This window comes from Hoeflea sp. AS60 (genome assembly GCF_038900115.1).
Classification (GTDB): domain Bacteria; phylum Pseudomonadota; class Alphaproteobacteria; order Rhizobiales; family Rhizobiaceae; genus Hoeflea.
Genome location: NZ_JBBMQP010000004.1, coordinates 19,777 through 45,943, shown reverse-complemented (window position 1 = coordinate 45,943; position 26,167 = coordinate 19,777). Strand labels below are relative to the sequence as shown.

Below are 26,167 nucleotides of genomic sequence, written 5' to 3'. Positions count from 1 at the left end.
ACCAGCATAAAATCCCGCGTTGAGAGCAGCCACTCAGGATCGGCGAGCGCTTTGCTGTCGGGTTCCCACCTGACGTCCCTGATGTGGCGCTTGGAACAGGTAACGCTCACACGGGAGCGTCTAACGTCCAGATCAGCAGCAGTCTTTCATGAAACCGCCCGGCAACTACCGGTCATCGAACATCCATTGCCGCTGCTCCCAGATCTTCTCACCGATCAGGCAATCATAGGGCTGGGATGATGTCAGCAGCCGCTGTGAGGGTAATGCCTGTGCCGGGAGGATTGCCGGGTCGATGGCAGGCAATCCGCCGATCTCGAGGATCAGCTTGCGCCGGATGGCTTCAGGGAATTGATCCCAGCTCGTCACCGGCACCAGAAAACTCCCCGGCCCGCCAATCACGCATTCGCCGTAATAGACGTCAAGATCCTGAATGTTGAACCCGCTGCCCGGTCCATCGCTGGTCATCAGCGGCAATCCGTTGATGACGATGCGTTTTGCCAAGGCTTCCTCTCGCGCGGCCAGCACCGGTTGCCCCTGATTGTTGGGGCCATCACCGGAGATATCAACGACCTTCCGGAAACCGTCGAATGGCGCCTCGTCCAGACGCTTGAGCGCGTGCACAATCGCGCCGGAGATTGATGTCCGCCGCAGCCCGACCGGTTTGGAGCTGCTCACAATCGCCGAAAGCCTGTCCGCATCAGCACCTGTTTCCACAAGCGTCCAGTCGAACACCTCGGCGATCGAACTCTCGCCAGCCCATTCGAACATGGTAACGGCGATGCGGCCATAGGCGCCCTGACTGATGGCACGGACGACATCCGGATGATTGAGCGCAGCGGCGTATCCCTCGCGTTGGATGGCCAGTTCACGCGGTGACATCGAGCGCGACACATCCACCGCCAGCACGAGCGCAACATCAACAGGCTCCCGCGCTTGCGCGCCGGACAAGGCTGTCAGCAAACCCGCAGCCACAAGGGCCACCCTGATCCATCCAGTCATGGCTCAAATTAGCATGACAGGATCGAAGGCAGAACCAGATTTTCAGGCATCGATGGAGCAGATGCCTGTCAATCTATGCCCTGAGCGCAGCACTGTCCGGATCGCACGGCAAGGCCAATCACCAGCCACCCGGTAACAGGTGTCGAAAAGCTTGGCGTCAGCTCCGCGGCTTGAGGTTCTCCGGATCGTAAAGCGGCTTGTAGCCAACTGCAGCCACCTCAACCGGATAGGCTTCGCTGAAATATTCGACGTTCAACTTGCGCCCCACCTGGCAATATTTCCATGGCAGGTAGGCGAGCGCGATGTTCTTGCCGATGGTCGGGCCGTAGGCGACCGAAGTCGTGTAGGAAATGCGGCCGAGCTCGTCGACAAGCGTCTTGCCCGTCTCTGGATCCATTACCGGCATGGCGCCGACGGGGTAGCGGGCCACCCCTTTCGCATCGACATTGTCTGTCATCACCAGCGTGCACAGCATCGCTGGCTGGTGCTCGCGTGCCTTGTATTCAAGGTGCTTGGCCTTGCCGCGGAAATCGGCCTCCTTGACCTTCGGACGGGCCAGATCACTTTCAATCAGGTTGTACTGGGTCAGAAGATCCGCATTCTGCAGACGCAGGCTCTTCTCCATGCGGCGGGAGTTTGCGTAGGTCTCGACACCGACCGGCATAACGCCGGTTGACCGGAGCGCGTCCCAGACGGCGAGCCCGTCTTCGTACTTCATGTGCAGCTCCCACCCCTGCTCACCGACATAGGAGAGACGGAATGCAGACACCGTCTTGCCTGCAATCTCGATCGGCTTGATCGCCGCAAAGGCAAAGTTCTCGATGTCCAGACCAGCCGGATCTGCCACCACCTTTTTCAGCGTATCGCGGGCATTCGGGCCCCAGATACCGATGGTGATGAACTTCTCGGTGACATCGGTAATGGTGACGTCATAGCCTTTGTCCTCGGCGATGCGTTTCATGTAGTGGAAGTCGCGCGGGCCGGCATCGGCACCGTTGATAAGCCGGCAGCGATCCTGCATGCGGATGACGGTAAAGTCGGCGCGCACCATGCCTTCATCATCAAGGAAATGGGTGTAGATGCCCTTGCCGATATTGTTGTCGCCGCCGATCTTGGCCGCGCACAGCCATTCCATCAGCGCAACGTGGTCAGGCCCCTCGATATCGACCATGTGGAAGTGCGACAGGTTTATGATGCCGCAATCCTCAGACAGCGCCAGGTGCTCGGCATTCGACACGCGCCAGAAGTGACGGCTGTCCCACTCGTTTGCACGAACAGGAACCTTGTCGCCGTATTTTTCCAAGAGGTGTTCGTTGGACGCGTAGCCATGCGAACGCTCCCAGCCGCCGAGTTCCATGAAGTGACCGCCAAGTTCGACTTCGCGCTCATAAAACGGCGAACGCTTGACGCCACGGCTCGTTGCATAGGGTTCGCGCGGATGGATAGCCGGAAAATAGATCTTCTGGGCCGCTTCGTAGCAGCGATTCCTGATGAATTCCTCGGTCATCTGATGGGGATAGAAGCGGGCGTAATCGATCGAGTTGTGGTCGATCTCGGTACGGCCATCCGTCATCCAGTCGGCAATCAACTTGCCGTAACCGGGCGCGTCCTTGACCCAGATGGCAACGCAATACCACAGACCGCGTACCTTCTGGCTTTCGCCACAGGAAGCGCCACCGGCAGCGGACACCTGCAGAAGGCCATTGAAGGAATGGCTCTCGTTATAGCCGAGCTCGCCGAGAATGGGGGTGAGTTCCATGGCGCGCTCGAGCGGCTCTAGGATCTGTTCCATGTCGAGATCGCGCTGTGAGGGTGAAAGCCGTGCCTCGTGCTTTTCAAGAATCTCGCGCGGATGGCAGAGACGCGGATTGTCGGTCTCGTAGTAGCCCCACTCGATCTGGCCACCTTCGGCGGTCTTCGGGTCACCCGTGTCACGCATATAGGCCGAATTGCCCTGGTCGCGCATGAGCGGATAGCCGATATCCTTGCCGGTGCCTTGGAATTCATTGTAGGGGCCGAAAAAGGTCAGCGGATGGTCGACCGGCATGACCGGCAGGTCCTCGCCCACCATTTCGGCGATCAGTCGGCCCCAGATGCCGGCACAAACGATGACATGATCAGCCATGATGGTGCCGCGATGGGTGACGACACCCTTGATCCGACCGCCTTCTACGATAAGCGATTGCGCGGGCGTGTTGGCAAAGACATTCAGCTTGCCGCTCTTCTCGCCAGCATCAACGAGCTTGCCCGCGACTGTCTGAGAGCGAGGAATGACAAGACCGGCGTCCGGGTCCCAAAGGGCACCAGCCACCATCTCTTCTTCGACCAGCGGGAATTTTTCCTTCACCTCTGCCGGACCAATGAAGCTGGCCCGCGTGCCAAAGGCCTTGCCCGAGGAGATCTTGCGCTTGACCTCTTCCATCCATGCATCGTCGCCGGCGCGAACGATTTCCAGCCCACCGATGCGGGCGTAATGGCCCATCTTTTCGAAGAAATCGATCGAATACTGGGTGGTCCAGACAGAAAGATAGTCGTGGCTGGTCGTGTAGCAGAAGTCAGACGCATGCGCCGTCGAGCCGATATCGGTGGGCACGCCGGACTTGTCGATTCCGACGATGTCGTCCCATCCGCGCTCGATCAGGTGATGGGCGATCGACGCCCCCACGATCCCGCCCACACCGATGATGACGACCTTTGCCTGCTTCGGAAACTCTGCCATTGAAGTCTGCCCTGATTGCGCTTTGAACAGAATTTAGATTCTGCCGTACTAAAACTACAGCCTGTCTACGACATTATCGCCATGCTGTACGACCAGCGACAATCGGACCACCAATTTCGGGTACAGATGCTGCGGACAATCAGCCAGGCAAAAACAGTCAGGCAAAAACAGCAAAAGCCGCGACTCTCATTGGAGAGCCGCGGCTTTGTCAGGAATGTCTGGCTACAGACTACTTGATAACCGCAGCGCCGTTGACAATGTCGATGGTTTCGCCGCCGGCAAGCGTTTCGCGATCGCCCGAGGGCATCGTCACAAAACACCCAGTCGGGCAGAAATTGACAGTGGCACCTGCCTCGACAGCCATTTCTATCTTGTTGCCGGATTCGGTGACGATCAACACCTGCGACTGCGCATCCTTATTGGTGATGCTTGCGGCCGTTGCGCCACCAACCATTGCGAGACTTAAGGCCAACCCAAGAATGATATTTTTCATCGGTGTTCGGCGGTCAGACCGCCGCTCCCTGTTGGAACTCTTTCGAGCCGTCTTTGGCTCGGTATGGATGCTTTATTGCATTTTGAAAATGAACGCAGCCTGAATGGGACATGATCAGCGGTCACCCCCGTCAGGACCGGAGTCGTCTTCCATGGAGTCCTGCCTGCTCTTGGCTTCTGTCTTCCGCTTGGGGCTCTTGCGCCCGGAAGGCTTGCTATCGACAGGTTTGGCAACAGCCGACGCCATGACGGATCTCGTCTTGCCGCTCATCAGCTTTTCCGCAAGCACCGTCACAGGCTCACCCTGATCGCCAATCTTGAGGTTCAGATCGCGTTGCGGGAACGGAATTTCAATGCCTTCGGCTTTCAATCTTTCAAAAATACGCAACCGCAGTTCGGTGCGCACTGACAGGCCTGTGAGCACATCGGCCACGTGCGCCTTGACTTCGAAATCGAGTGATGAATCGCCAAAGCCCGCAAAGTAGATGACAGGCCCCGGATTGTTGAGCACCAGTTCATGGCCCTCGGCCACCTCGGTCAGAATTTCGATGATCTTGCGCGGATCGGCATCATAGCTCACACCGATCGGCACATCGACACGCCCGAGCGAGTTGCGATGGGTCCAGTTGCCAACAGGTGCGTTGATCAGTTCCGAATTGGGCACGATGATGGATTGCCGCGAAAATGTTTCGATCTCTGTGGCGCGAACCGAGATCTTCTTGACAAACCCCTCGGTCGAGCCGGTCACCACCCAGTCGCCAACCTTGAATGGCCGCTCGGCCAGCAGGATCAGACCCGAGACAAAGTTGCTGACGATGTTCTGAAGTCCGAAACCAATACCCAGCGACAGCGCACCGGCAACCAGAGCCAGGCTTGAAAGATCTATGCCGGCAGCGGAAATGCCGATCAGTCCCGCGATGGCAACGCCGAGATAACCAACCCCGGTCTTGATCGAATTGCGGACGCCCGTATCCATCCGTCCACGAGCCATGACACTGCCGTCGAGCCAGCGTTGGAACCACCGGGTGACCAACAGACCGAGCAGGAACAGCAGGATACCGAAAAGGATGCCGACAATGGAAATGGTGATCCCGCCGATGCGGATCTCGGTCATCAGGCGGTAGAACCACAGCTCGATATCCTGAACCTGAAAGCCCCATAGCAGCAGGATCATGGGTATGCCGACCAGCAGCACGGCCAGGCTTATCAGCAGCCCCGCTCCCAACCCTGACTGGTCGAGAGCAAGATACCCGAGCTCGAACCGGTCTTCGATGCGTCGCCCGATCGCAGTTTGTGCAAAGGCTCCGGGCTCGGAGATCGCCTTGCCTGAAAGATAGCCGATATACATCGTCGTCAGGATCGCGCCGGTCACCACGATCTGGGTTGCAGCGAAACGGGCAAACCCGACATAGCCCAGCGCTGCGGTTGCCATAAGGCCGAAACCGGCACCTAAAAGCGTGACCGAGATAACCCGCGGCCAGGGGCGCCCTGAGTCAGCCGGATTTCCCGATGCGGCGACCATCGGCTTGACCAGCGCCATGCCGATCAGAATGAGTGCCATCAGGAAGACGGAGACAATGCCCTTGAAAACCGTCAGCACCACCGGAGATCCGAGCGACTGGCTGAGCTGGTCACCTACAATATCGAGACCGTTGACGATTATCATCGCCACCACCAGAAGGTAGAGCACCCGAGCGCCACCATTGGACACATTGACCAGTCGCCAAGCAGACATCCGCGGCGCCAGAATTCCGCGCGCCAGCTTGCCGACAAAGAAAATCGCCACCAGTGTTACAAGCACGCTGACGATGACCGGCGCAACATCCACGCGCAGAATCGAAAAACTCTGCGCCAGCACGTAGACTGTCCCCGCCAGCGCAGTCATGGCCGCTGTCGGTATCACCGTCGACCAGAACGCCACCGACAAGCGGCTTGTATAGGCAGGCGCCTCGTTGCCAGGATCACGGTCAATCAGCCCGCCAAACAGACGGTAGGCTCCCGGCACAAACACAAGCGCGGCAAGAAGCGAGAAAAACACCCAGGCGAGCAGCGCGTGCCACTTGAAGGCCCAGACGAATTTCACCCAGGATCCGTAGGTGCGCAGCACATCGCTGCCTTCATCGTCCAGCGCGATCAGTGCCTGAGACAGCATCGCCGGGCCGATTTCGGTCCTTTTGAAAAGGGTCGTGGTGAAAAGGTCCCGCCGCGCTTCTGTAATCCGGTCACCGAGCTGATTGGCCCTGACAGAAACTGCCTCGGCTCTGCCAGTCAGGGCGTTGATCTGCGCCCGCTCCACGGCCAAGCGGTTTCGCTCCGCAATCACTGCCTCGGGCTCGGCCGGCTCTCCCTCGGCGGGTGGAGGTCCCAGCTGGTCGATCCGAGCCTTGATTTCAGTAAGCCTTGGACGCAACGACACGCCGATATCGAGCATGCTGCGCGCCAGGGTTTCGACTTCAACCTTGAGCTCGACCAGCGAGCTGTCGTTGCCCGAGTTCTCCTCCACCCTGGAGGTCAACCGCGCGATGCTGGTTTCCGCCGAGGTAAGCTTGTCTTCAGCCGCCGCAATCGCCGGTGATGCAATGGGGTCGACCGGTGCAACCTGGGTGGGGGCTGCCGCCGACGCCGCAGGTGGTGCTGGATTGTCGACAGCGGCAGCACTCGGCAGTTCCGGCTGCGAGGTTTCGGCTGGAGGAGCCGTTTGCGCACTCACGGATGCGGCAGTCACAGCCAGCATGACGCCTGCAAAGATTGCCGCGATCAACCCATCAAAACGCATGAAAACCCTGTCCATTTCACCAACACTGCGTCATTCATAGCAGGCTGCTGGCGCTTCTCAAATGGTGACTGCGCCAGCACGGCAATTGTTCAAGTGTGCCAATGATCGAGCGGGCTTTGCCGGTAAGCTCAGAAGCCGGCGCCAGGCTCGGCCAGATAGGCTTTCTCGTCAGGTGTCGATGCCCGTCCGAGAATCGGATTGCGATGCGGGAAACGGCCAAATCGTTTGATGATGTCGTGGTGCTGGTTGGCGTAGTCGAGAAAGTTTTCATTGCCCAGCGCCTCGCAAAGCGCCACGCAACGCTCCTGCTCGACAATATCCTCGGAGTGCTCGAATGGCATGTAGAAAAAGATCCGCCGGTCTTCGCCGGTCGCCTTGTCGGCACCCATCGCCAGCGCAGCCTTGGCTTCTTTCAGCGCAAGACCATCGGTTGCGAAAGCCAATGGTGTGCCGCGATAGATGTTGCGCGGGAATTGATCGAACACGATGATCAGCGCCAGCCGTGCCTCGGGGGTCGCACGCCATTCGTCGCTTATCTCGCGCGAAAGCTCCAGATGCAGGCTCGAAAACCGCTCGGTGATGGTTTGATCGATATCGTCACTCTTGACGAACCAATCCTTCGGCGTCAGCGAATTGAACCAGAAGTCCAGTACGGTTTCGGGTGTTTCGGTCATGAAAATTCCTGTCCTTGAGGGCTCGGCCGAAGATTGAAGTGGGCCATTTCAGGCGCAACTTCAACCAGCCAGCTGCCGATTTCCAACCGGTATGGCTTCTACGGGCAATAATTATCGAAGGTCAGGCTGCTGCGGCTTCCACCTCCAGCCGCACCAGGCTCACCCCGTCTGCCACCTGCGCACCAACGCTCACCAGCACTTCGGCCACCACCCCATCGCGCGGCGCCGACAGGGTCATCTCCATTTTCATCGCTTCGATGATCACCATCGCCTCGCCGGATTTGACCTCCTGGCCCTGAGCCACAAGCACCTGCTTGATGATCCCCGGCATCATCGAGACCACCTGATCTCCGCCCGCAGCCAGATCATCGCCACGCGTGCCTTGCGGCTTGCCGAACCGGTGCGTCAGTCCCTCATGGAAGACCGTCACTTCAATGCCACTCTGAACCAGCCGGCACCGCTGCGTCACACCGCCGGCACTGAATGTCCAGTCATCATCTGTTCGGACAACCGATTGCAAGTGCAGTTCACCTTGATCAAGCCCGTCACCGGCAATGCGCCATTTATCCGAGCCCTCACGTTCAACGGTGAAGCCCCTCTCCGTTCCTTCGATCACAAGGCTCACCGACCGCTTCGGAGCACCCCAGATTTCGAAAGGACCGATCGCCATGACCGACGCGGCCTTTTGCGTTCCGGAGGGCACCATCCCTGATGCCGCAAGAACTGCCAGCGCAGCGATTGGCGTGGGCGCTGCCGCGCGCGCCGTCAGGCTGGCAATGTTCCTATCGATCAGACCAGTGTCCAGACGACCGGCAGCGAAATCCGCGTCCCGGCAAAGCCTTGCAAGGAATGCGGTATTGGTGACGGTCCCGGCAATCTCGGTGCGGCCCAGCGCTCCGGCGAGCTTGCCAAGCGCCTCGGAGCGGGTCTTGCCATGCGCAATCACCTTGGCGATCATCGGATCATAAAACGGCGTGATCTCGTCGCCGGCGCGTACGCCAGCATCGACCCTGATGTCGCCGCCTGGAAACCGCAGATGAATTAGCCGGCCAACGGCAGGCAGAAACCCTTTTTCCGCGTCCTCGGCATAGATCCGTGCTTCTACCGCATGCCCGTTGATCGAAAGCTCGTCTTGTTTGAGCGGCAGGGCCTCGCCGCCTGCAACACGGATCTGCCATTCGACCAGATCAAGACCGGTGATCAGTTCGGTCACCGGATGCTCGACCTGCAGCCGCGTGTTCATTTCCATGAACCAGAACCGGTCAGCCTTGAGCCCGTCACTGGCGTCGACGATGAATTCCACCGTTCCTGCGCCCGAATAATTGATTGCCTTTGCGGCCTGCACTGCTGCAGCACCCATCGCCGCGCGCATCTCCTTGGGCATATCCGGTGCCGGCGCTTCCTCGATCACCTTCTGGTGCCGTCGCTGCGCCGAGCAGTCGCGCTCAAACAGGTGCACCACATTGCCGTGATTGTCGCCGAACACCTGGATCTCGATATGACGTGGCGTGGCCACATATTTCTCGACAAGCACCCGGTCATCGCCGAACGAGGCCTTGGCTTCGCGCCTTGCCGAGGAAAGTGCTGCCGGAAAATCACCCTGATGGTCAACCTTGCGCATGCCCTTGCCACCGCCGCCTGCGCGCGCCTTGATCAGCACCGGAAACCCGATTTCGTTGGCCTTGCCTGCGAGCACCACCAGCTCCTGCGCTTCGCCGTGATAGCCCGGCACGACCGGCACATTGGCCTTTTCCATCAGCGCCTTGGCCGCATCTTTCAGCCCCATGGCGCGGATTGCCTTGGCCGACGGCCCGATGAAGATCAGCCCGGCCTTTTCAACCTGATCGACAAAGCCGGGGTTCTCCGACAGGAAGCCGTAGCCTGGATGGATCGCATCCGCACCTGTGCGCTTGGCGGCACTCAGGATCGCGTCACCCTTGAGATAGCTCTCTGAAGCCTGAGCCGGGCCAATCAGCACTGCCTCGTCCGCCATTTCGACATGCAGCGCCTTGGCGTCGGCTTCGGAATAGACCGCGACCGTTGCAATGCCCATCTTCCGCGCCGTGCGAATGATCCGGCAGGCAATCTCGCCCCGGTTGGCGATGAGGATTTTCTTGAGCATCACTGCCGTCCTTTTGATTTAAGAAACGCCTGGAGATGAAAGGCAATGGCTTCCGGAGCATCCTCCTGCATCAGGTGCCCCGCTCCGGGGACGGAAATGAAATCTGATCCCGGGATCATTGAGTGCAGTTCCCGTCCACGCTCGATCGGGATCCACTCGTCGTCCTCACCCCAGAGGATCTGAACCGGGCAGCGTATATCCGCATAACGATCCTGCACATCGTCGGTGAAACGCTGGTCCATCTGTGCGATCTGCCGATAGAACGATGCCTGTTTTTCCGTGCCAATCCATTGGTCAGTATATGGCGCCAACACCTCAGCCGTCGCTTGTTTTTTCATGGCCGACTGCAGATAGGCCGGCAAGATTGCTTCATGCATGTAGCCGGGCATCCCCGCGAATGCCGGTTCGTGATGCTTGACGTGCTGCACCAGCGGCGAACCCCACGGACGTATGGCCACAGGATCGATCAGCGTCAGGCTGTTGTAATCAACGCCATCAATCAGGTGCGCCCGCAAGGCCGTCGCACCACCAAAATCATGAGCAACAACATCGGGGCTGACCAGCCCCCAGTGGGCGATGAGCGCTGCCAAAATCCGGTTCTGGATGCCAAGCGAAACGTCGCCATCCGGTCGGTCCGAATTGCCGTAGCCAAGCATGTCGTAGAAATAGACCTTCCGCTCTTTCGCAAGAAGCGGTGCCAATCGGGCCCATTCATAAGACCAGAACGGCGTGCCGTGCATCAGCACCAGAGGCTCGCCTGTACCAAGCGAACCCCATCGGATGCTATATTCCTCGAAGTGGAACGTTTCCGGCGTTTGCCAATCCATCTCCATCACATCCTGAACACGCCGAACTTGGTCTCTTCCACCGGCGCATTCAGCGCCGCTGACAGGCTGAGCGCCAGGATCTCGCGTGACTTGAGTGGGTTGATGATGCCGTCGTCCCAGAGCCGCGCAGAGGCGTAGAGCGGGTGCGATTGAGTTTCGAACATCTCGATGGTCGGTCGCTTGAAGTCTGCCTCGTCCGCCGCTGACCACTCGCCGCCCTTGCGCTCGATGGCGTCGCGCTTGACGGTGGCGAGCACGCCCGCCGCCTGTTCGCCGCCCATCACCGAAATACGGCTGTTCGGCCATGTCCAGAGGAAGCGGGGCGAATAGGCCCGACCGCACATGCCGTAATTGCCTGCGCCGAACGAACCGCCGACAATCATGGTAATCTTGGGCACCTGCGTCGTCGCAACCGCCGTCACCATCTTGGCGCCGTCCTTGGCAATACCGCCGGTCTCGTATTTCTGGCCGACCATGAAGCCGGTGATGTTCTGCAGGAAAACCAGCGGGATCTTGCGCTGCGAGCAGAGCTCGACGAAATGCGCAGCCTTCACCGCACTTTCGGAAAACAGCACGCCATTGTTGGCGATGATGCCGACCGGCATTCCCATCACATGGGCAAAGCCGCAGACAATCGTGGTGCCATAGCGCGCCTTGAACTCGTCAAAGCGCGAACCATCAACCAGGCGGGCAATCACTTCGCGAATGTCATAAGGCTGCCGCGTATCAGCAGGAATGATGCCTGCGATTTCCGCCGGATCGTAGAGCGGATCCTCGGGCGTCAGACAATCCATCTGGCAGAGCCCTGCCCTGCCCCGGCCATTGAGATTGGCCACAGCCTGGCGCGCAAGCTCCAGCGCATGGGCGTCATTGTCAGCCAGATGATCGGCCACGCCCGAAAGCCGCGTGTGCACATCGCCGCCGCCGAGATCCTCCGCACTCACCACCTCGCCGGTAGCAGCTTTGACCAGCGGCGGACCGGCGAGAAAGATCGTGCCCTGATCGCGCACGATGATGGTCTCGTCGCTCATCGCCGGCACATAGGCGCCGCCCGCCGTGCACGACCCCATCACCACGGCGATCTGCGATATCCCCTTGGCGCTCATGTTGGCCTGGTTGAAGAATATCCGGCCGAAATGATCCCGGTCGGGAAACACCTCGTCCTGGTTGGGCAGGTTGGCGCCGCCGGAATCCACCAGATAGACGCAAGGCAGATTGTTCTCGAGCGCGATTTCCTGGGCGCGCAGATGCTTCTTCACCGTCAACGGATAATAGGTGCCGCCCTTTACCGTGGCGTCGTTGCACACCACCATCACATCGCGACCGCTGACACGGCCGATACCGGCGATCACCCCCGCAGAAGCAATGTCGCCGCCATAAAGCCCATGCGCCGCAAAGCGGCCAACTTCAAGAAACGGCGAATCCGCATCCAGAAGCGTCGCCACCCGGTCACGCGGCAACAGCTTGCCACGTCCGACATGGCGTTCGCGCGACGCCTCCGGCCCGCCCTGCCCGTGCAGTTCAGCGGCCTGCGCTGTTTCGGCAATCTGCGAATGCATCCGCGCCGCATTGTCCTTGAACGCTTGCGAGCCGGTGGAGATTTTGGATTGGATGATGCTCACGCCGTTTCCGCCATCATTTCGCGCCCTATCAGCATGCGGCGCACTTCCGAGGTTCCCGCGCCAATCTCGTAAAGCTTGGCGTCGCGCAGCAGCCGACCTGTTGGATAATCGTTGATATAGCCATTGCCGCCCAGCGTCTGGATCGATTCCAGCGCAAGCAGCGTCGCCTTTTCAGCAGCGTAGAGAATGCAGCCGGCGGCATCCTTGCGCGTGGTCTCGCCGCGGTCGGCGGCCTGTGCCACGGAGTAGACGTAGGCACGACAAGCATTCATCGTCGTGTACATATCGGCGAGCTTGCCCTGCATCAGCTGGAAATTGCCGATCGGTTCGCCGAACTGCTTGCGCTCATGGCAGTAGGGCACAACCACGTCCATAGCCGCCGCCATGATGCCAAGCGGCCCACCGGCCAGCACCAGACGCTCGTAGTCGAGCCCGGACATCAGGATCTTGATGCCCTGGCCTTCTTCGCCGAGCACATTCTCGAACGGCACTTCGCAGTCCTCAAACACAAGTTCGCAGGTGTGGGAGCCACGCATGCCGAGCTTGTCGAGTTTCTGCGCGGTTGAGAACCCGGCCATGCCCTTCTCGATCAGGAACGCAGTGATGCCGCGCGATTTCGCCTCGGGGTCGGTCTTGGCATAAACCACGAGCGTGTTGGCGTCAGGCCCGTTGGTGATCCACATCTTGTTGCCGTTGAGGACGTAACGGTCATTGCGTTTCGCGGCGCGGAGCTTCATCGACACCACGTCAGAGCCCGAGCCCGGCTCGCTCATCGCCAGCGCACCGACATTCTCGCCGGAGCAAAGCTTGGGCAGATACTTCTGCTTCTGCTCGGTGGTACCCCAACGGTTGATCTGGTTGACGCAGAGATTGGAATGCGCGCCATAGGACAGGCCGATAGAGGCCGAGGCGCGGCTGATCTCTTCCATCGCCACCACATGGGCGAGATAGCTCATGCCGGTGCCGCCAAAATCGGGGTCAGCGGTCATGCCGAGAAGACCGAGCGCGCCCATCTCCTGCCAGAGATGCATGGGAAACTGGTTGTCGCGGTCCGTCTGCTCGGCAACCGGCGCAATCCGGTCGCTGGCAAAACGGGAAACCATGTCCCTGAGCGCATCGATGTCTTCGCCCAACCCGAAATTCATGCCTGTCGTAAACACTTCAGTCTTCCTTCTTTTGCCCCACAAGGCGCGCCACCAGACGAACATACAGCGTCTCGATTTCATCGAGCGACAGCCGACCGCTCTCGCGATACCAGGTGGTCATGCCGTTGAGCATGGCGATGATCGCCATGGTGGTGACCTGCGGGTCCATGATGTCAAATGTTCCGTCCATGGCACCGCGGTCGAGAATGGCGCGCGGCACACTCTCGTATCTGCGCCTGAGCGCCTCGATGGCACCGAAATTCTCGCCCTCGAGATTGCGCAGCTCCATGTAGGAGATAAACACCTCGCGTGATCTCGCAAGGTGGTAGCGAATGTGAAACCGGACAAAATGCTCCAGCGCCTGCGGCGGCGCCAGGTCCGGCTCCTCTGCCTCGGCCCAGGCCGTGAGCAGCGTCTCCATGTGAACCTGCAGCAGATCGTTGAGCAGGTCCTGCTTGGTCGGAAAATGGTTGTAGATCGCCCCGGCCTGAACTCCGGTTTCTGCGGCGATCTCGCGCATCGACACCGCAGCGTAGCCTGAACGCGCAAACAGTTCGAGCGCTGCGTTGCGCAGCTTCTCCGCTGTTTCAGCTCCAGTTGTTCCCGCTCGTCGCGCCATGGCCCACACAATTAAATGAACGTTCGTTTATTTTATCGACTTCCGCATCAATCCGCAAGTGCCCCTTACAATCGTTACAGCCGACAACTGCCCGCTGCCTTGCATCAAGAGGGGCCGTTTATCAGGCCAGCCAGCGCTTGCGCCGCTTGTAGTGCTTGACGTTCTTGAACGAGCGCCGCCCTTCGCCGCCCACGCCAAGATAGAATTCCTTGACGTCCTCGTTCTCGCGCAGATCCTTGGCGACGCCATCCATGACAATGCGTCCGGATTCGAGAATATAGCCGTAGGTCGCGTATCTGAGCGCAATATTGGTATTCTGTTCAGCCAGCAGGAACGACACGCCCTGCTCCTGATTGAGCTGTTTGACGATTTCGAAAATCTCTTCCTGCAACTGCGGCGCCAGCCCCATCGAGGGCTCGTCCAGCAGGATCATCTTCGGACGGCTCATCAACGCGCGGCCGATCGCCGTCATCTGCTGCTCGCCGCCCGATGTGTAACCGGCCTGGCTGGTCCGCCGTTCTCTCAGCCGCGGAAAATAGTTGTACACCATCTCTATGTCGCGCTTGATCGCAGCATTGCCGTCGCGCCGCGTGAACGCGCCTGTGAGCAGGTTTTCCTCAACGGTCAGGTGGCCGAAGCAATGCCGGCCTTCCATCACCTGGATGCAGCCGCGTCGCACCAGCTCATTGGCCGTTTGCGCCTCGATCCGCTTGCCTTCAAATTCGATCGATCCCTTGGTCACCTCGCCGCGCTCGGAGCGCAGAAGGTTGGAAATCGCTTTAAGCGTCGTTGATTTACCGGCCCCGTTGGCGCCCAGGAGAGCCACGATCCCGCCTTCCGGCACCACCAGCGACACACCCTTGAGCACAAGGATCACGTGATCGTAGATCACCTCGATATTGTTCACTGCCAGGATGTTGGGCTGTGCGGTCGCATCGGTTGATACGGAAGTGGACATCGTCATGGACCCTCTCCGGTCTGAAAAAGCGTCAGGGCGGTTGCCCTCGCGCGAAGCTGATGCTGCGCGCGAGGGGTGTTCGTCATGCCATCAGTTGGCGCAGGCTTCAGTCCGCTCAGGCCAGGGAGCATTGCTCTTGGCATATTCGGCTGCAGCCGTTTCAAGCATCGGCTTGACCATGTCGACGTCCGGTGAGAACCAGTCGCCCGACTTCTGCCAATCCTTGCCATCCCATTCCACGATATAGACCTTGTGGTGGCCGGAATGGTCTTCACAGGACAGCTTCATCGGAAGCGCAAAGCCTTCCATGCCCATGTCCTTGAGACGTTCCTCGGTGATGTCGAGGTTCTCAAGGCCGTTGCGCATGTCGGAGGCGTCGATGACCGTCTTGCCAGACATTTCCTGGGCCTTGCGGATACCTTCGGCAATCAGCATCGAGTTGTAGACTCCGCGGTTGTAGAGGTTGTCGGCGAACTTGGCCGGATCGACCTCGCTCTTGCCTGCGTCAACAACGTACTTCTTGATGTCAGCGATCACCGGGTAATCGGCACCAACGCCGTGGAAGTTGAGCGTGCGGTAACCCTTGGCTGCTTCGCCGCCTGCACCCGCATCATCATTGCCGCCGGACCACCACACACCGTAGAACTTGTCCATCGGGTAGCGGATCTTGGTGGCTTCCTTGACAGCTGTCGGGCTCATCGCGCCCCAGCCCCACATCACCATGTAGTCAGGCTTGTCACGGCGAATGTTAAGCCACTGCGATGACTGGTTCTGCATTTCCTTGCCTGGAACCGGGTACTGCAGCAGCTCGAAGCCCATGTCCTTGGACAATTGCTCGAGAAGCGGGATCGCCTCACGTCCATAACCGGCGTCAAGGAAGATGTAGCCGATCTTCTTGCCCTTCATCGCGTCCGCGCCACCTTCGCGACGGGCGATGTCGGTGATAATGGCAGACGCACCATCCCAGTATGTGTCCGGTGGATTGAACACCCATGGGAAAGTATTGCCCACGGCCGCGGCCGAAAGACCATAGGCCATCGACAGAACCGGGATCTTGTCAACGGATGCCTTGGGGATCACCTGAAGCGTGATACCGGTCGAATAGGGGCTGATGACCAGCGCGCCTTCGCCCTTGACCTGCTCGTAGCATTCCACACCCTTCTGGGTGTCGTAGCCGGTTTCACATTCCGTGATCCGGAGCTTGACCCCGTTGATGCCGCCATCACGCTCGTTGAGCATGGTGAGGTAGTCATGCATGCCGTTGGCAATCGGGATGCCCGAGCCGGCATAGGGGCCGGTCCGGTAGCTGAACAGCGGTACAAACAGTTCGTCGGCGAAGGCCGGCAACGCTGCGCCCGCCAATGTACCGGCCATGATGGTTCCGGCAATCAGACGTTTCAGTCGCATTGTATTCCTCCCATTAGGTGCGATTTCCGCACCAGTCCGGGGACCCTGATCCTCCCGACATGTCTGGTCCGGACGGGTCCCATGCCCGGACGATGTCGTTTATGGAACCTCTCCGTCTTGCCTCCTCAGGCACGACGCAAAGCACCAGTTGGTCAGCCGTATGGAAACGGCCAGACGCGCATTTTCTCCTTGCCGAGCGACCAGAGCCTTGCCAGCCCGTGCGGTTCGACAATGAGAAAGATGATGATCAATGCGCCCACAACCATGGTCGCAATGTGAAAGACAGTCTCGGCGCCGATGTCGATGCCCATGGCCGGAAGTCCGGCACGCAGCACGATTGGCAGGCCCCAGATGAACGCCGCACCGAAGTAGGAGCCGACCAGACTGCCCAGCCCGCCCAGAATAACCATGAACAGGATCTGGAAGGACAGCGTGATCGAGAACGCCGACGGTTCGGCAGCACCGAGATAGAAGAAGATGAACAATGCACCCGCGACGCCACAGAGATAGGACGATACGGCAAAGGCCGAGAGCTTGGCGGTCAACGGTCGCACGCCCATCAGTTCAGCGGCGATGTCCATGTCGCGGATCATCATCCATTGCCGGCCGATCCGTCCGCGGACGATGTTCTTGACCGCAAGCGTGGCGACGACAACGACGCCGAGCACGACAAAATACTGTGTCATCGGCGCAGCCGATGGCCCGGTCAAAATGATATCGCCGAAACCACGCCGCTCGGGCACCTCGATCGCACCGGACGCATTGTAGTTGTAGAGCCACGGAATGCGGATGAAGCACCACTCGAGAAAGAACTGTGCCGCAAGCGTCGTCACCGCCAGATACAGCCCCTTGATCCTGAGCGACGGCAATCCGAAAATCACACCGATACCGGCGGAAAACAGCCCCGAAAGCAGCACCAGAATAATGATGTTCGTGTCCGGGAAAATCGTCGTCAGCTTGTAGCAGCTGTAGGCGCCAACGCCCATGAAAGCGCCGGAACCGAGCGACAATTGCCCGGCATAACCGGTCAGGATGTTCAACCCGATTGCTGCCAGCGCCAGGATCAGGAACGGCGTCATGATCGCGTTGAGGAAGAAGTCACTTGCGAAAAACGGGATGGCAAGGGCAAACAGACCGATGATCACCATCCCGATCCGGTCTTCCCTGATCGGAAAGATCGCCTGGTCGGAAATATAGTTGGTCTTGTACTGGCCGGATTCGCGGTACAGCATCAGTCGTCTCCCCAGACATTTCCGCTCGACGGCAGCAGATGCGAATTCGGACCAATCAGGCGAAACCTGTGTCCGGTCGGCGCTTCCATGATCACCGAATGATCGACAACGCTGACCTTGCGGCCGCCAAGCGCTTCAATGCGATGGATCTCGGCTGAAAGATCATCGGTTTCAATATCGAAGTGGATCCGCGCCTCGTCCTGAACTGCCTCGATGACGAGCGAAACACCCTTGTCCGCAGCCAGGATGGTGGCCCGCTGGCCATCATCGTCAACATGCGAGGGCTGACCCAGCAGCTGCGACCAGAACCCGGCGGAGTGCTCGATGTGGTCGGTATGAACATCAATCACGATAGCGGAAAGTCTGCTCTTGTGCATCGTTACACCCTCTCGATAATGCGTTCACCAAACAGGCCCTGCGGCCTGAACAGCAGGAAGATCAGCGCAATCATGTAGGCAAGCCAGCTCTCGATACCGCCGCCCACCAGCGGTCCCCAGTAGATCTCCCCGACCTTCTCGCCGATACCGATGATCAGGCCACCGACAATAGCGCCGGGGATCGAGGTGAAACCGCCTAGGATCAGCACCGGCAGAGCCTTGAAGGCGATGATCTCGAGCGCAAAGGACACATCCGAACGTGCACCCCACATGATGCCTGTCGTCAGCGCGACGATACCGGCTGCGAACCAGACGATCGCCCAGATCTGGTTGAGCGAAATCCCGACCGACAAAGCGGCCTGATGATCATCCGCCACTGCGCGCAGCGCGCGGCCAATCCTGGTCTTGTTGAAGAAAACCGCCAGCGCGCCAACCATGATCAGCGCGATCACTGCAGCCGCAATGTCGATATGCTGCAGGATCAGGAGACCGCCATCACCAATTTCAAAGGCCGTCGATCCCGTTGGCAAACCCAACTCGCTGGTGATCATCTGCTTGGGTTCGCCGCCAAAGACGAACTCTCCGAATCCCACCAGAAAGTAGGTCAGACCGATGGTCGACATCAGAAGAATGATGTCAGGCTGGTTGACCAGCGGCCGCATCACGAAACGTTCGACCGCGAGCGCCAGAAGTCCCATCACCCCGATGGTCAGGATCAGCGCCAGGTAGGCCGGAACGCCCTTTTCGTGCAGGCCGACAAGCGTCAGGCCGGCAAACACAACCATGATGCCTTGGGCAAAGTTGAAAACGCCCGAAGCCTTGTAGATCAGCACGAAACCAAGCGCGATCAGCGCGTAAAGCACGCCTGCGACAAACCCTTCCCACAGAACCTGCAGGAAGAAGTCGGGCAGGTCGGCCATCTGGACAAACGGATCAATAAGAATTGCATACAAGATGTCCATCAGTGCGACACTCCCAGATAGGCGTCGATGACGTCCTGGTTGTTCTTCACCTCTTCAGGCGGCCCGTCGCCGATCTTGCGGCCATAATCGAGCACCACGACGCGGTCGGAAATATCCATCACCACGCCCATGTCGTGCTCGATCAGCGCAATGGTCGTGCCCATCTGGCTGTTCACATCCAGAATGAACCGGCTCATGTCTTCTTTTTCTTCCAAATTCATGCCAGCCATCGGCTCATCGAGCAGAAGAAGATCCGGCTCCATCGCCAAGGCCCGGCCAAGCTCAACCCGCTTCTGCAGCCCGTAAGGCAACTTGCCGACCGGGGTCTTGCGGATGTGCTGGATTTCGAGAAAATCGATAATTTCCTCGACTTTCAACCGGTGCTCGATTTCCTCGTTGCGCGCAGGCCCGACATTGAGAACCTGCCAGAAGAAGTTCTTGTGCATCTTCAGGGTCCGGCCCGACATGATGTTGTCGAGCGTCGACATGCCCTTGAAAAGCGCCACATTCTGGAACGTGCGGGCAATGCCCGAGGCGGCAGCCTCATAGGGCTGCATGCGCGAACGGGCCTCACCGCGAAACGTGATGACACCTTCCTGCGGATGATAAAAGCCGTTGATCACGTTGAGCATCGATGTCTTGCCGGCGCCGTTCGGACCAATGATGGCGCGAATTTCGCCCTTGCGGATATCGAAGGAAATGTCGGAGATCGCCTTCACGCCGCCAAACGACAGTGACACGTTTTCGATCTTCAGCATCACGTCGCCGGGCGTGAGACCATCATCCTGTGCATGAAGCTCGACACGTTGAATTCGCGCATTCATTCGGCAGCCTCCGGCATTGCATCTGAGGTGGGATAGGTTTCCGCATCGGCCACCTTCACCGTGGCGCGGATAGCGCCCTTGCGGCCATCCTCGAAGGTCATCTCCGTCTCGATGAATTTCTCTGCCGATCCGTCGTAGAGCGCCTCGATCAGCGGACCGTAGCGCTCCGCAAGGAAGCCCCGTCGCACCTTTTGGGTCCGGGTCAGTTCGCCATCATCGGCGTCGAGTTCCTTGTGCAAGACCAAAAAGCGCTTGATCTGCGCGCCGGCCATCATCGGCTCTGCGGCCAGATCCCGGTTCACCTGGTTGATATGACCGGTCATCATCTCGTAGACCTGCGGCAGGCCCGCTAGTTCCTGATAGGAGCCGTAGGAGATGTTGTTGCGTTCGGCCCAGTTGCCGACCGCTGTCAGATCGATGTTGAGAAACACCGCAACAAAATCCCGCCCGTCGCCAAAGGCCACCACTTCCTTGATGTTGGGGAAGAACTTGAGCTTGTTCTCGATATATTTCGGCGCGTAGAGCGCACCGGTCGTCAGCTTGCCGACATCCTTTGCCCGGTCGATGATCTTGAGATGCCCCTTGGCATCAAAGATGCCTGCGTCGCCGGTCATCACCCAGCCGTCCGGTGTCATCGCTTCCCTGGTCTTCTCCTCGTCGCCGTAATAGCCGGCAAACATGCCGGGGGACTTGAACTGGACCTCGCCATTGTCGGCAATCCGGATCTCCACATCGGGAGCTGCAGGACCAACGGTGTCGGGGCGCACTTCCCCATCCTTCTGGCAGGTCACGTAGAGGAACGCCTCTGTCTGGCCGTATAGCTGCTTGAGATTGATGCCGAGCGAGCGGAAGAATGAAAACAGGTCCGGCCCGATCGCCTCGCCAGCGGTATAGGCCGTGCGGATGCGCGTGAACCCGAGAACGTTTCTGAGCGGACCGTAGATCAGCTTGTCGCCGATCCAGTAGGAAATCCGCCCCGACAACGGAACCGGACGGCCTTCCAGGATCTTTTCGCCGTAAGCCTTCGCAACGCCGAGATAATGGTCAAACAACCACTTCTTCGGCTTGCTCGCATCCTCCATTCGGATCATCACGCTGGTCAGCAGGCCTTCAAAAACCCGCGGCGGAGCGAAATAGAAAGTCGGACCGATTTCGCGCAGGTTCTGCGCCACCGTTTCCGTGCTTTCGGGACAGCTCATGCACAACCCGACAACATAACCTTGCGCATAATTGAGATAGTGGTCGCCGACCCACGCCAGCGGCAGATAGGCAAGAACCTCGTCCTGCTCGCTCATGTGATCGAACTTGGCTGTGTCTTGAGCAGCCTTCACCGAAGCCGATGCCGTCAGCATCACGCCCTTGGACCGGCCAGTGGTGCCGGACGTGTAAAGAATGGCCGAAATCTCGTTACCGGTCGAAGCCCAGATCCCGGCTTCCCAGTCAGGCACAGCCGACGGGTCGGCCGCAGCAGCTTTCCGGCCCTTTTCCTGGATCGCGGCGAAATCGTGCAGATGCGTGCGCTCATAGTCGCGCAATCCGCGTGGCTCATCGAAAATGATGTCGGTCAGCGCAGGGATCTCGTCCAGAACAGACTGGACCTTGTCCACCTGCTCCTGGTCCTGAACAACGGCGAAACGCACGCCCGCATTGTGCAGCACATAGGCCATCTCTTCCGCCACGGAATCCGCATAGACGGGCACCGGAATAGCCTTGAGCGATTGAGCTGCGCAGAACGCCCAGTAGAGCCGCGGGCGATTGGATCCGACAATGGCGATACGCTCGCCTTCAGCAAGCCCCATGGCCTTCAAGCCAAGAGCAAAATCGCGAATTTCGTCGCGTTGCTCCGACCAGGTCCATGTCTGCCAGATACCGTAATCCTTGATCCGCATCGCAGGCCGCGCTGAAAAACGCTTGGCGTTCAGCAGCAAATACTGCGGAAACGTAACCGGCTTGCCGCCGGCGGTCACGCCTGTGGCTTCCATTCCTCCACTCTCCTCCCTGTCCGGACGGCTTTCAGCCTTGTCCGGAAGCATGGCTCTCACCCCATGCATTTGGCCATTCCCGTTGGCCACACTTCCACCGGCCAAAGCCGACTTCTGTCTTCTTGTCGGATCCGGCAGCCGTCCTCTCAGCTGCCGTTTCCCAAAGCGCCCATCAATTAAATGAACGCTCGTTTACCTTATGCGCCTTTGCCGCCGTTGCAAGTACTACTTTCGCTCATCCTCACGCTTTTGAGGTGATCGTTGCCAGCCGGTCAACCAGAGCGGATACACCAAAACGGATCGGATCCGTTGCCGGCACGCCGTAGTCTTTCTCCAGTCCTTCCAGCAAAGCCCTGGCTTCGGCTTCGCCCAGTTTCTGTGTATTGACCGCGATCCCCGTACAGGTAATGGCCGGATTGGTCAGCCGTCCGCAGGCAATCGTCATGTTGATAACTTCGCGAATGCTTGGCAGGCCATGTTTGACCCCGCGCATGGTCGTACGCGTCGGCTCGTGGCAGACCACAAAGGCATCGGGTTGCGACCCGTGCAGCAGACCCATCGACACCCCGGCGAAACTCGGGTGGAACAACGACCCCTGCCCCTCGACCAGATCCCAATGATCGGGTTCAGCCGCCGGCGCGATCCATTCGACAGCGCCCGAAATGAAATCGGCGACGACGGCATCAATAGCGGCCCCGCGGCCTGAGATGAACACGCCGGTCTGCCCGGTGGCGCGAAAATCTGCATCCATTCCACGCGCCCGCATTTCGCGTTCAAGCGCCAGCGCCGTGTATTTCTTGCCCACCGAACAATCCGTCCCAACGGTCAGGCAGCGCAAGCCCGGACGCTTGGTCCCCTTGCCCGTCTCAAAGCGTTGGTCTGAAAAGCGGACATCATGCAACTTTGCTCCGCTCTTCACGGCCGCGTCACGGATCGCCGGGATCGAGGCCAGCCGCGTGTGCAGGCCTGTTGCCACATCAAGCCCCGCTTCAAGCGCTGCGACGATCGACGCGATCCAGTGCTGCGGCAGCACACCGCCGGCATTCACCGCACCAACCACCATGGTTTTTACACCCTGTGACGCCGCAGCTTCAATTGTCAGATCGGGGATGTTCGCGTCCGCCTGGCAGCCATCAAGGCGCAACTGGCCGACACACCACTCGGGCCGCCAGTCCACGATCCCGAGGCCTGTTTTGGCCGCAAGCGCGTCAGGCACATCGCCAAGAAAAATCAGATAGGGCGGATCGATGACCATCACATACTCCGAACGTTTGGATTGGTTTCAGACCCGCACTGTCATGCGCCATGCTGTAACCGTCAAGATCACAAATGCCGCACCCAAATGGTTACGCACAACCCATGCCCCTCACGGAGTGACGGGCAGAATGAAAGCGTCGTAGCAGGGCGTCAGCGTAATCAGCTCATGCTCTGTCAGGGCCGAGGCATAATGCTCCAGCAATTCCTTTCGCGCATGGTGAACCGGACATGTCGGCATCAGCACCAGATCGGTCTGCGCCACCGCATCGCGCGTCTTGGCGTCAAGCGCGGGAAGCGCCCTGCTAGGATCCGCGCCGATGGCAACATATTCCGCGCCCTTCTTGTTGAGAATGTAGGGAAACGGATTGGCGAAATCGAGATCGAAAACCCGTTCGAACCGCCGGCGGTTCTTCCGCTCCAGCCGCTTGATGGCAACGGTCACCGCCTGCATTTCCTTCAACAGAAGGTACTGGTAGTCCGGATCTGAAAACAGCAGGAATGACGGCAGTGCTTCGGTTTCGGCAATCGCCTGATAGGTGTCCCTGTCGGCGATATAGATGCCACGCATCCGCTCCGCCTGTTCGACGAAGACATCCTTGGCCGAAAACCGCCCCAAGGGCCCCAGATCAGGCGCATCGAGCTCGATATATCCCGGCGCCGTGGCCATCGCCCGCGCCGCCTTGTGCAGCACAGTGCTGACATTTGGCACGACAGTGAACCCTATCAGCACAAGGATCGCTGCGCCGTAACGCCCATAAGCCGCCTTCGGTCGTGACAAGATCACCAGAAGCGCCGGCCAGACCAGGAGGAACGCCTGGCTGCCGGTGTTCTGCGTCTCGTAGAAAAGTCCGCACAGCAAAAGCAGACCGACCCAGAACCAGTCCGCATCGATCATCCGGGCAATCCGGTTGCCTTCCGTCCGGCCACCGGCTGCGGAATGGCCGGAAATCGCTGCCACCAGCAGGACAATCGCCAACACACCGCCTGCACCAAGCACGTTGAAGTGCAGCGACGCCGCCGTCAGGAACCGCGGCAGCAAGGCACCGCTGTTATCTGATGCCAGCACAATGATGTCCTGCACGTAAGGCACCACCATCCCGGTCGTAAGTTCCGCAATCCCGGTCGCGCCGACGCAGACCAGCGCCGTGATGATCGCGGTTATCAGCCGGATCCGGCCAAGCACCAGACCAAACAGCAGGATAGGCCCGGCAGCCAGAAACGCCGTGATCTTGCAGAAAGCCAGCGCCAGCACCAGCACGCACAGCAGCACCGTCTGTATCACCGGCCCGCGTACGAACAGCACGGTGACGGCCAGCAGGTAGATCAGATGCGCCCCGTGCCGGTTGTAGATCCCGAAGGCATCAGTCCCCGGATAGGGATAGAAACCGACCACATTATAGGGCAGCAGCGTAAACAGCATCCACGGCAGCAGCAGCCAGAACGCCAGCCTGCCACGGCCGCCGTGCGCCGTGTCCCACAGGATCAGCGCCATCACCGGCACCGTGATCGGCAGCCAGATCCACTGGGTCAGAAGCACCGGTTGCGCGTTGGGAAACAACCAGTTGGAAAACGCCGCCAGAAAATACTCGAGCGGGCCGACGGGCGCAAAGAAATCGACGGACGGCCACTGGCCTTGCGCAATACGGCCAATCGCATCGTAATAGATCAGAACGTCCCAGTTCATCGGCCCGATGGGCAGCACCAGGGGCAAGGTTTGCAGGGCAAACAGAACCAGCGCGAAAACGATCAGAACCGGATAGAGCCAGAGCAGCGCGCCGCGGCCGCGCGCGTCGTCAACGTCCGTCATGTTCATGCTCATTTACGGTTCCCCGACCCTGATTCTGTGTTGAGCGCTAGTCTGCGCAATCCTCTGGCGAGGTCAATTACCGGTCCACGGCTAGCGTGCATGTCAGGAAAAGATCACCGCCGCCCGCCAAAAACCAGCGTCTGAGGACCAGAAAAACTTAGCAAAGCCAGATTCTAGAAGCCGTCGCCCTCTTCCTGAATGACGGTCAGGCTTCCGTTCTCGATGCGGTGAACAATCATGCGCCGCTCGATCCGGCCATCGGCGCGGAACCGGAACAGTCCGGTCGCTGCGCGAAACCCCTGGCTTGAAGTGAGGTTTGCCACCGTGATCGCATCCGGTCCACCGGAGCGCACCAGCCCCGCTGCAATGGCGATCGAATCATAGCCGATCGCCGCGTCATAGCTGGGGCTGCGGCCAAACTTGGCTTTGAAGCGGTCGGAAATCACGCCGACGCTTGATGTCGAAGGGATCGCCACCATCAGCCCCTGCGCCGATGGCCGCTTGTAGATCTCTTCCGGGATCAGCGAGGTGGCGATTGCCGTGGCGATCGATTGCCCAAACTCGCCCGCCGCCAGAATGTCGATCACCTGACCGATGGCTTCACCGCCGCCCAGGAGCACGATCGTGTTGGCCTTGGAGAAGACCACCTTGCCCTTGGCGAAGGCCGCCTGCAGATTGATGCCGCTGACCGGATAGGGCACGAAGCCGATGGTGTTGCCGCCCTTGAGCTTTATGCCCTCGCGCAGCCGCAGCAGGTTTTCAGCCGGAAAGCCTGCTTCATGCACCACGACGATGTTCTTCTGCTTCGCCGCAACCGCGACACCCACACCCTCGAGCGCGCTGTCGATGGCATCACCGTAAAGCGGCCAGATGTTGCTGCCGCCGGCCGAATTGTTCGCCACCAGCGCCAGTATCGGCGGCCGCGGCTGGCTGGTTCCTGAAATGATGCTCGACACTTCGCCGTTTGTCGCTGGCCCGATGATCAGCTTGGAACCCGAGGCGGTGGCGGCCTGAACCTTGCTGGCGGCCTGCCCGGAGGTCGAGCTGAAGGCCTGAAAATCAATTGTGAGCTGCCCTGCGCCCAGGTCATCGAGTGCCAGCTTGGCACCATCGGCGATGTCGGCGGCTTTCTTCCTCAGCCCGGCATCCGTCGGCAGCAGCATGGTCACCGTCACCGGCCCGCTGCCATAGGTCGAGTTGCCGAGCGCAGAGATGTTGGAACCCGCTGTGTCCAGCGCATCCCCCATCTTCGATGACTGACACCCGGCCAGTCCAACGCACGCCATCAGGAAGAGCGCACGCAGGGCACGCGCCGGCCACGCCCCTGCGGCCGCCGCCATCCCGTCACCGTCAATCTCTCTTGCTG

The 26,167-nt window shown here is 59.6% G+C and carries 20 protein-coding genes; all 20 read right to left on the bottom strand.

Going from position 1 to position 26,167, the window contains the following annotated elements:
• Positions 1-165: 165 nt before the first annotated feature.
• Positions 166-999 (bottom strand): DUF1194 domain-containing protein, encoded by an 834-nt coding sequence (locus WNZ14_RS20620; protein WP_342870570.1) that lies wholly within the window; start codon positions 997-999, stop codon positions 166-168.
• Positions 1,000-1,156: 157 nt separating this feature from the next.
• Positions 1,157-3,718: an FAD-dependent oxidoreductase gene (locus WNZ14_RS20615; RefSeq protein ID WP_342870569.1), complete on the bottom strand. Its 2,562-nt coding sequence runs from the start codon at positions 3,716-3,718 to the stop codon at positions 1,157-1,159.
• 229 nt (positions 3,719-3,947) lie between these two features.
• The gene (locus WNZ14_RS20610) at positions 3,948-4,211 is read right to left on the bottom strand and encodes a hypothetical protein (RefSeq protein ID WP_342870568.1); all 264 of its coding nucleotides are present in this window, start codon (positions 4,209-4,211) and stop codon (positions 3,948-3,950) included.
• 114 nt (positions 4,212-4,325) lie between these two features.
• Complete coding sequence (locus WNZ14_RS20605) at positions 4,326-6,986, bottom strand: mechanosensitive ion channel family protein (RefSeq protein WP_342870567.1); 2,661 nt, start codon at positions 6,984-6,986, stop codon at positions 4,326-4,328.
• A 128-nt stretch (positions 6,987-7,114) separates the two neighbouring features.
• A complete protein-coding gene (locus WNZ14_RS20600) occupies positions 7,115-7,660 on the bottom strand; it encodes a DUF924 family protein (protein ID WP_342870566.1) in 546 nt (181 codons plus the stop codon).
• Positions 7,661-7,781: 121 nt separating this feature from the next.
• Entirely contained in the window at positions 7,782-9,782 is a 2,001-nt protein-coding gene (locus WNZ14_RS20595; protein WP_342870565.1) for an acetyl/propionyl/methylcrotonyl-CoA carboxylase subunit alpha, read from the bottom strand.
• Positions 9,782-10,609 carry an alpha/beta hydrolase gene (locus WNZ14_RS20590; protein WP_342870564.1) on the bottom strand — a complete coding sequence of 276 codons (828 nt, stop codon included), beginning with the start codon at positions 10,607-10,609 and terminating at the stop codon, positions 9,782-9,784. Before WNZ14_RS20590 ends, WNZ14_RS20595 begins: the two co-directional genes overlap by 1 nt.
• A gap of 5 nt (positions 10,610-10,614) precedes the next feature.
• The gene (locus WNZ14_RS20585) at positions 10,615-12,231 is read right to left on the bottom strand and encodes a carboxyl transferase domain-containing protein (protein WP_342870563.1); all 1,617 of its coding nucleotides are present in this window, start codon (positions 12,229-12,231) and stop codon (positions 10,615-10,617) included.
• Entirely contained in the window at positions 12,228-13,391 is a 1,164-nt protein-coding gene (locus WNZ14_RS20580) for an isovaleryl-CoA dehydrogenase (protein WP_342870562.1), read from the bottom strand. The genes WNZ14_RS20585 and WNZ14_RS20580 overlap by 4 nt, the downstream gene beginning before the upstream one ends.
• Position 13,392: 1 nt before the next feature.
• Entirely contained in the window at positions 13,393-13,995 is a 603-nt protein-coding gene (locus WNZ14_RS20575) for a TetR/AcrR family transcriptional regulator (protein ID WP_342870561.1), read from the bottom strand.
• Positions 13,996-14,116: 121 nt separating this feature from the next.
• The gene (locus tag WNZ14_RS20570; protein ID WP_342870560.1) at positions 14,117-14,959 is read right to left on the bottom strand and encodes an ABC transporter ATP-binding protein; all 843 of its coding nucleotides are present in this window, start codon (positions 14,957-14,959) and stop codon (positions 14,117-14,119) included.
• A gap of 84 nt (positions 14,960-15,043) precedes the next feature.
• The gene (locus WNZ14_RS20565) at positions 15,044-16,360 is read right to left on the bottom strand and encodes an ABC transporter substrate-binding protein (protein WP_342870559.1); all 1,317 of its coding nucleotides are present in this window, start codon (positions 16,358-16,360) and stop codon (positions 15,044-15,046) included.
• A gap of 152 nt (positions 16,361-16,512) precedes the next feature.
• On the bottom strand, positions 16,513-17,592 hold the full coding sequence (locus tag WNZ14_RS20560) for a branched-chain amino acid ABC transporter permease (RefSeq protein ID WP_342870558.1): 1,080 nt from the start codon (positions 17,590-17,592) through the stop codon (positions 16,513-16,515).
• Positions 17,592-17,969: a VOC family protein gene (locus tag WNZ14_RS20555; protein WP_342870557.1), complete on the bottom strand. Its 378-nt coding sequence runs from the start codon at positions 17,967-17,969 to the stop codon at positions 17,592-17,594. Before WNZ14_RS20555 ends, WNZ14_RS20560 begins: the two co-directional genes overlap by 1 nt.
• Before the next feature lie 2 nt (positions 17,970-17,971).
• Positions 17,972-18,931, bottom strand: coding sequence for a branched-chain amino acid ABC transporter permease (locus WNZ14_RS20550; protein ID WP_342870556.1), 960 nt, complete (start codon positions 18,929-18,931; stop codon positions 17,972-17,974).
• Positions 18,931-19,755 carry an ABC transporter ATP-binding protein gene (locus WNZ14_RS20545; RefSeq protein WP_342870555.1) on the bottom strand — a complete coding sequence of 275 codons (825 nt, stop codon included), beginning with the start codon at positions 19,753-19,755 and terminating at the stop codon, positions 18,931-18,933. The genes WNZ14_RS20550 and WNZ14_RS20545 overlap by 1 nt, the downstream gene beginning before the upstream one ends.
• Positions 19,752-21,737 (bottom strand): AMP-binding protein, encoded by a 1,986-nt coding sequence (locus WNZ14_RS20540; protein WP_342870697.1) that lies wholly within the window; start codon positions 21,735-21,737, stop codon positions 19,752-19,754. Before WNZ14_RS20540 ends, WNZ14_RS20545 begins: the two co-directional genes overlap by 4 nt.
• A gap of 241 nt (positions 21,738-21,978) precedes the next feature.
• Complete coding sequence (gene dgcN, locus WNZ14_RS20535; protein WP_342870554.1) at positions 21,979-22,992, bottom strand: N-acetyltransferase DgcN; 1,014 nt, start codon at positions 22,990-22,992, stop codon at positions 21,979-21,981.
• 111 nt (positions 22,993-23,103) lie between these two features.
• Positions 23,104-24,813: a hypothetical protein gene (locus tag WNZ14_RS20530; protein ID WP_342870553.1), complete on the bottom strand. Its 1,710-nt coding sequence runs from the start codon at positions 24,811-24,813 to the stop codon at positions 23,104-23,106.
• Between the two features lie 161 nt (positions 24,814-24,974).
• Positions 24,975-26,141 (bottom strand): hypothetical protein, encoded by a 1,167-nt coding sequence (locus WNZ14_RS20525; RefSeq protein ID WP_342870552.1) that lies wholly within the window; start codon positions 26,139-26,141, stop codon positions 24,975-24,977.
• Between the last annotated feature and the right edge of the window lie 26 nt (positions 26,142-26,167).

Bases quoted from the DNA above. Each gene is read 5' to 3' on its own strand.
- WNZ14_RS20575 (WP_342870561.1), bottom strand. From the start codon at position 13,995: ATGGCGCGACGAGCGGGAACAACTGGAGCTGAAACAGCGGAGAAGCTG.
- WNZ14_RS20530 (WP_342870553.1), bottom strand. From the start codon at position 24,813: ATGAGCATGAACATGACGGACGTTGACGACGCGCGCGGCCGCGGCGCG.
- WNZ14_RS20595 (WP_342870565.1), bottom strand. From the start codon at position 9,782: ATGCTCAAGAAAATCCTCATCGCCAACCGGGGCGAGATTGCCTGCCGG.
- WNZ14_RS20620 (WP_342870570.1), bottom strand. From the start codon at position 999: ATGACTGGATGGATCAGGGTGGCCCTTGTGGCTGCGGGTTTGCTGACA.
- WNZ14_RS20560 (WP_342870558.1), bottom strand. From the start codon at position 17,592: ATGCTGTACCGCGAATCCGGCCAGTACAAGACCAACTATATTTCCGAC.
- WNZ14_RS20525 (WP_342870552.1), bottom strand. From the start codon at position 26,141: ATGGCGGCGGCCGCAGGGGCGTGGCCGGCGCGTGCCCTGCGTGCGCTC.
- WNZ14_RS20565 (WP_342870559.1), bottom strand. From the start codon at position 16,360: ATGCGACTGAAACGTCTGATTGCCGGAACCATCATGGCCGGTACATTG.
- WNZ14_RS20600 (WP_342870566.1), bottom strand. From the start codon at position 7,660: ATGACCGAAACACCCGAAACCGTACTGGACTTCTGGTTCAATTCGCTG.
- dgcN (WP_342870554.1), bottom strand. From the start codon at position 22,992: ATGGTCATCGATCCGCCCTATCTGATTTTTCTTGGCGATGTGCCTGAC.
- WNZ14_RS20550 (WP_342870556.1), bottom strand. From the start codon at position 18,931: ATGGACATCTTGTATGCAATTCTTATTGATCCGTTTGTCCAGATGGCC.
- WNZ14_RS20590 (WP_342870564.1), bottom strand. From the start codon at position 10,609: ATGGATTGGCAAACGCCGGAAACGTTCCACTTCGAGGAATATAGCATC.
- WNZ14_RS20605 (WP_342870567.1), bottom strand. From the start codon at position 6,986: ATGCGTTTTGATGGGTTGATCGCGGCAATCTTTGCAGGCGTCATGCTG.
- WNZ14_RS20610 (WP_342870568.1), bottom strand. From the start codon at position 4,211: ATGAAAAATATCATTCTTGGGTTGGCCTTAAGTCTCGCAATGGTTGGT.
- WNZ14_RS20615 (WP_342870569.1), bottom strand. From the start codon at position 3,718: ATGGCAGAGTTTCCGAAGCAGGCAAAGGTCGTCATCATCGGTGTGGGC.
- WNZ14_RS20540 (WP_342870697.1), bottom strand. From the start codon at position 21,737: ATGGAAGCCACAGGCGTGACCGCCGGCGGCAAGCCGGTTACGTTTCCG.
- WNZ14_RS20545 (WP_342870555.1), bottom strand. From the start codon at position 19,755: ATGAATGCGCGAATTCAACGTGTCGAGCTTCATGCACAGGATGATGGT.
- WNZ14_RS20555 (WP_342870557.1), bottom strand. From the start codon at position 17,969: ATGCACAAGAGCAGACTTTCCGCTATCGTGATTGATGTTCATACCGAC.
- WNZ14_RS20570 (WP_342870560.1), bottom strand. From the start codon at position 14,959: ATGACGATGTCCACTTCCGTATCAACCGATGCGACCGCACAGCCCAAC.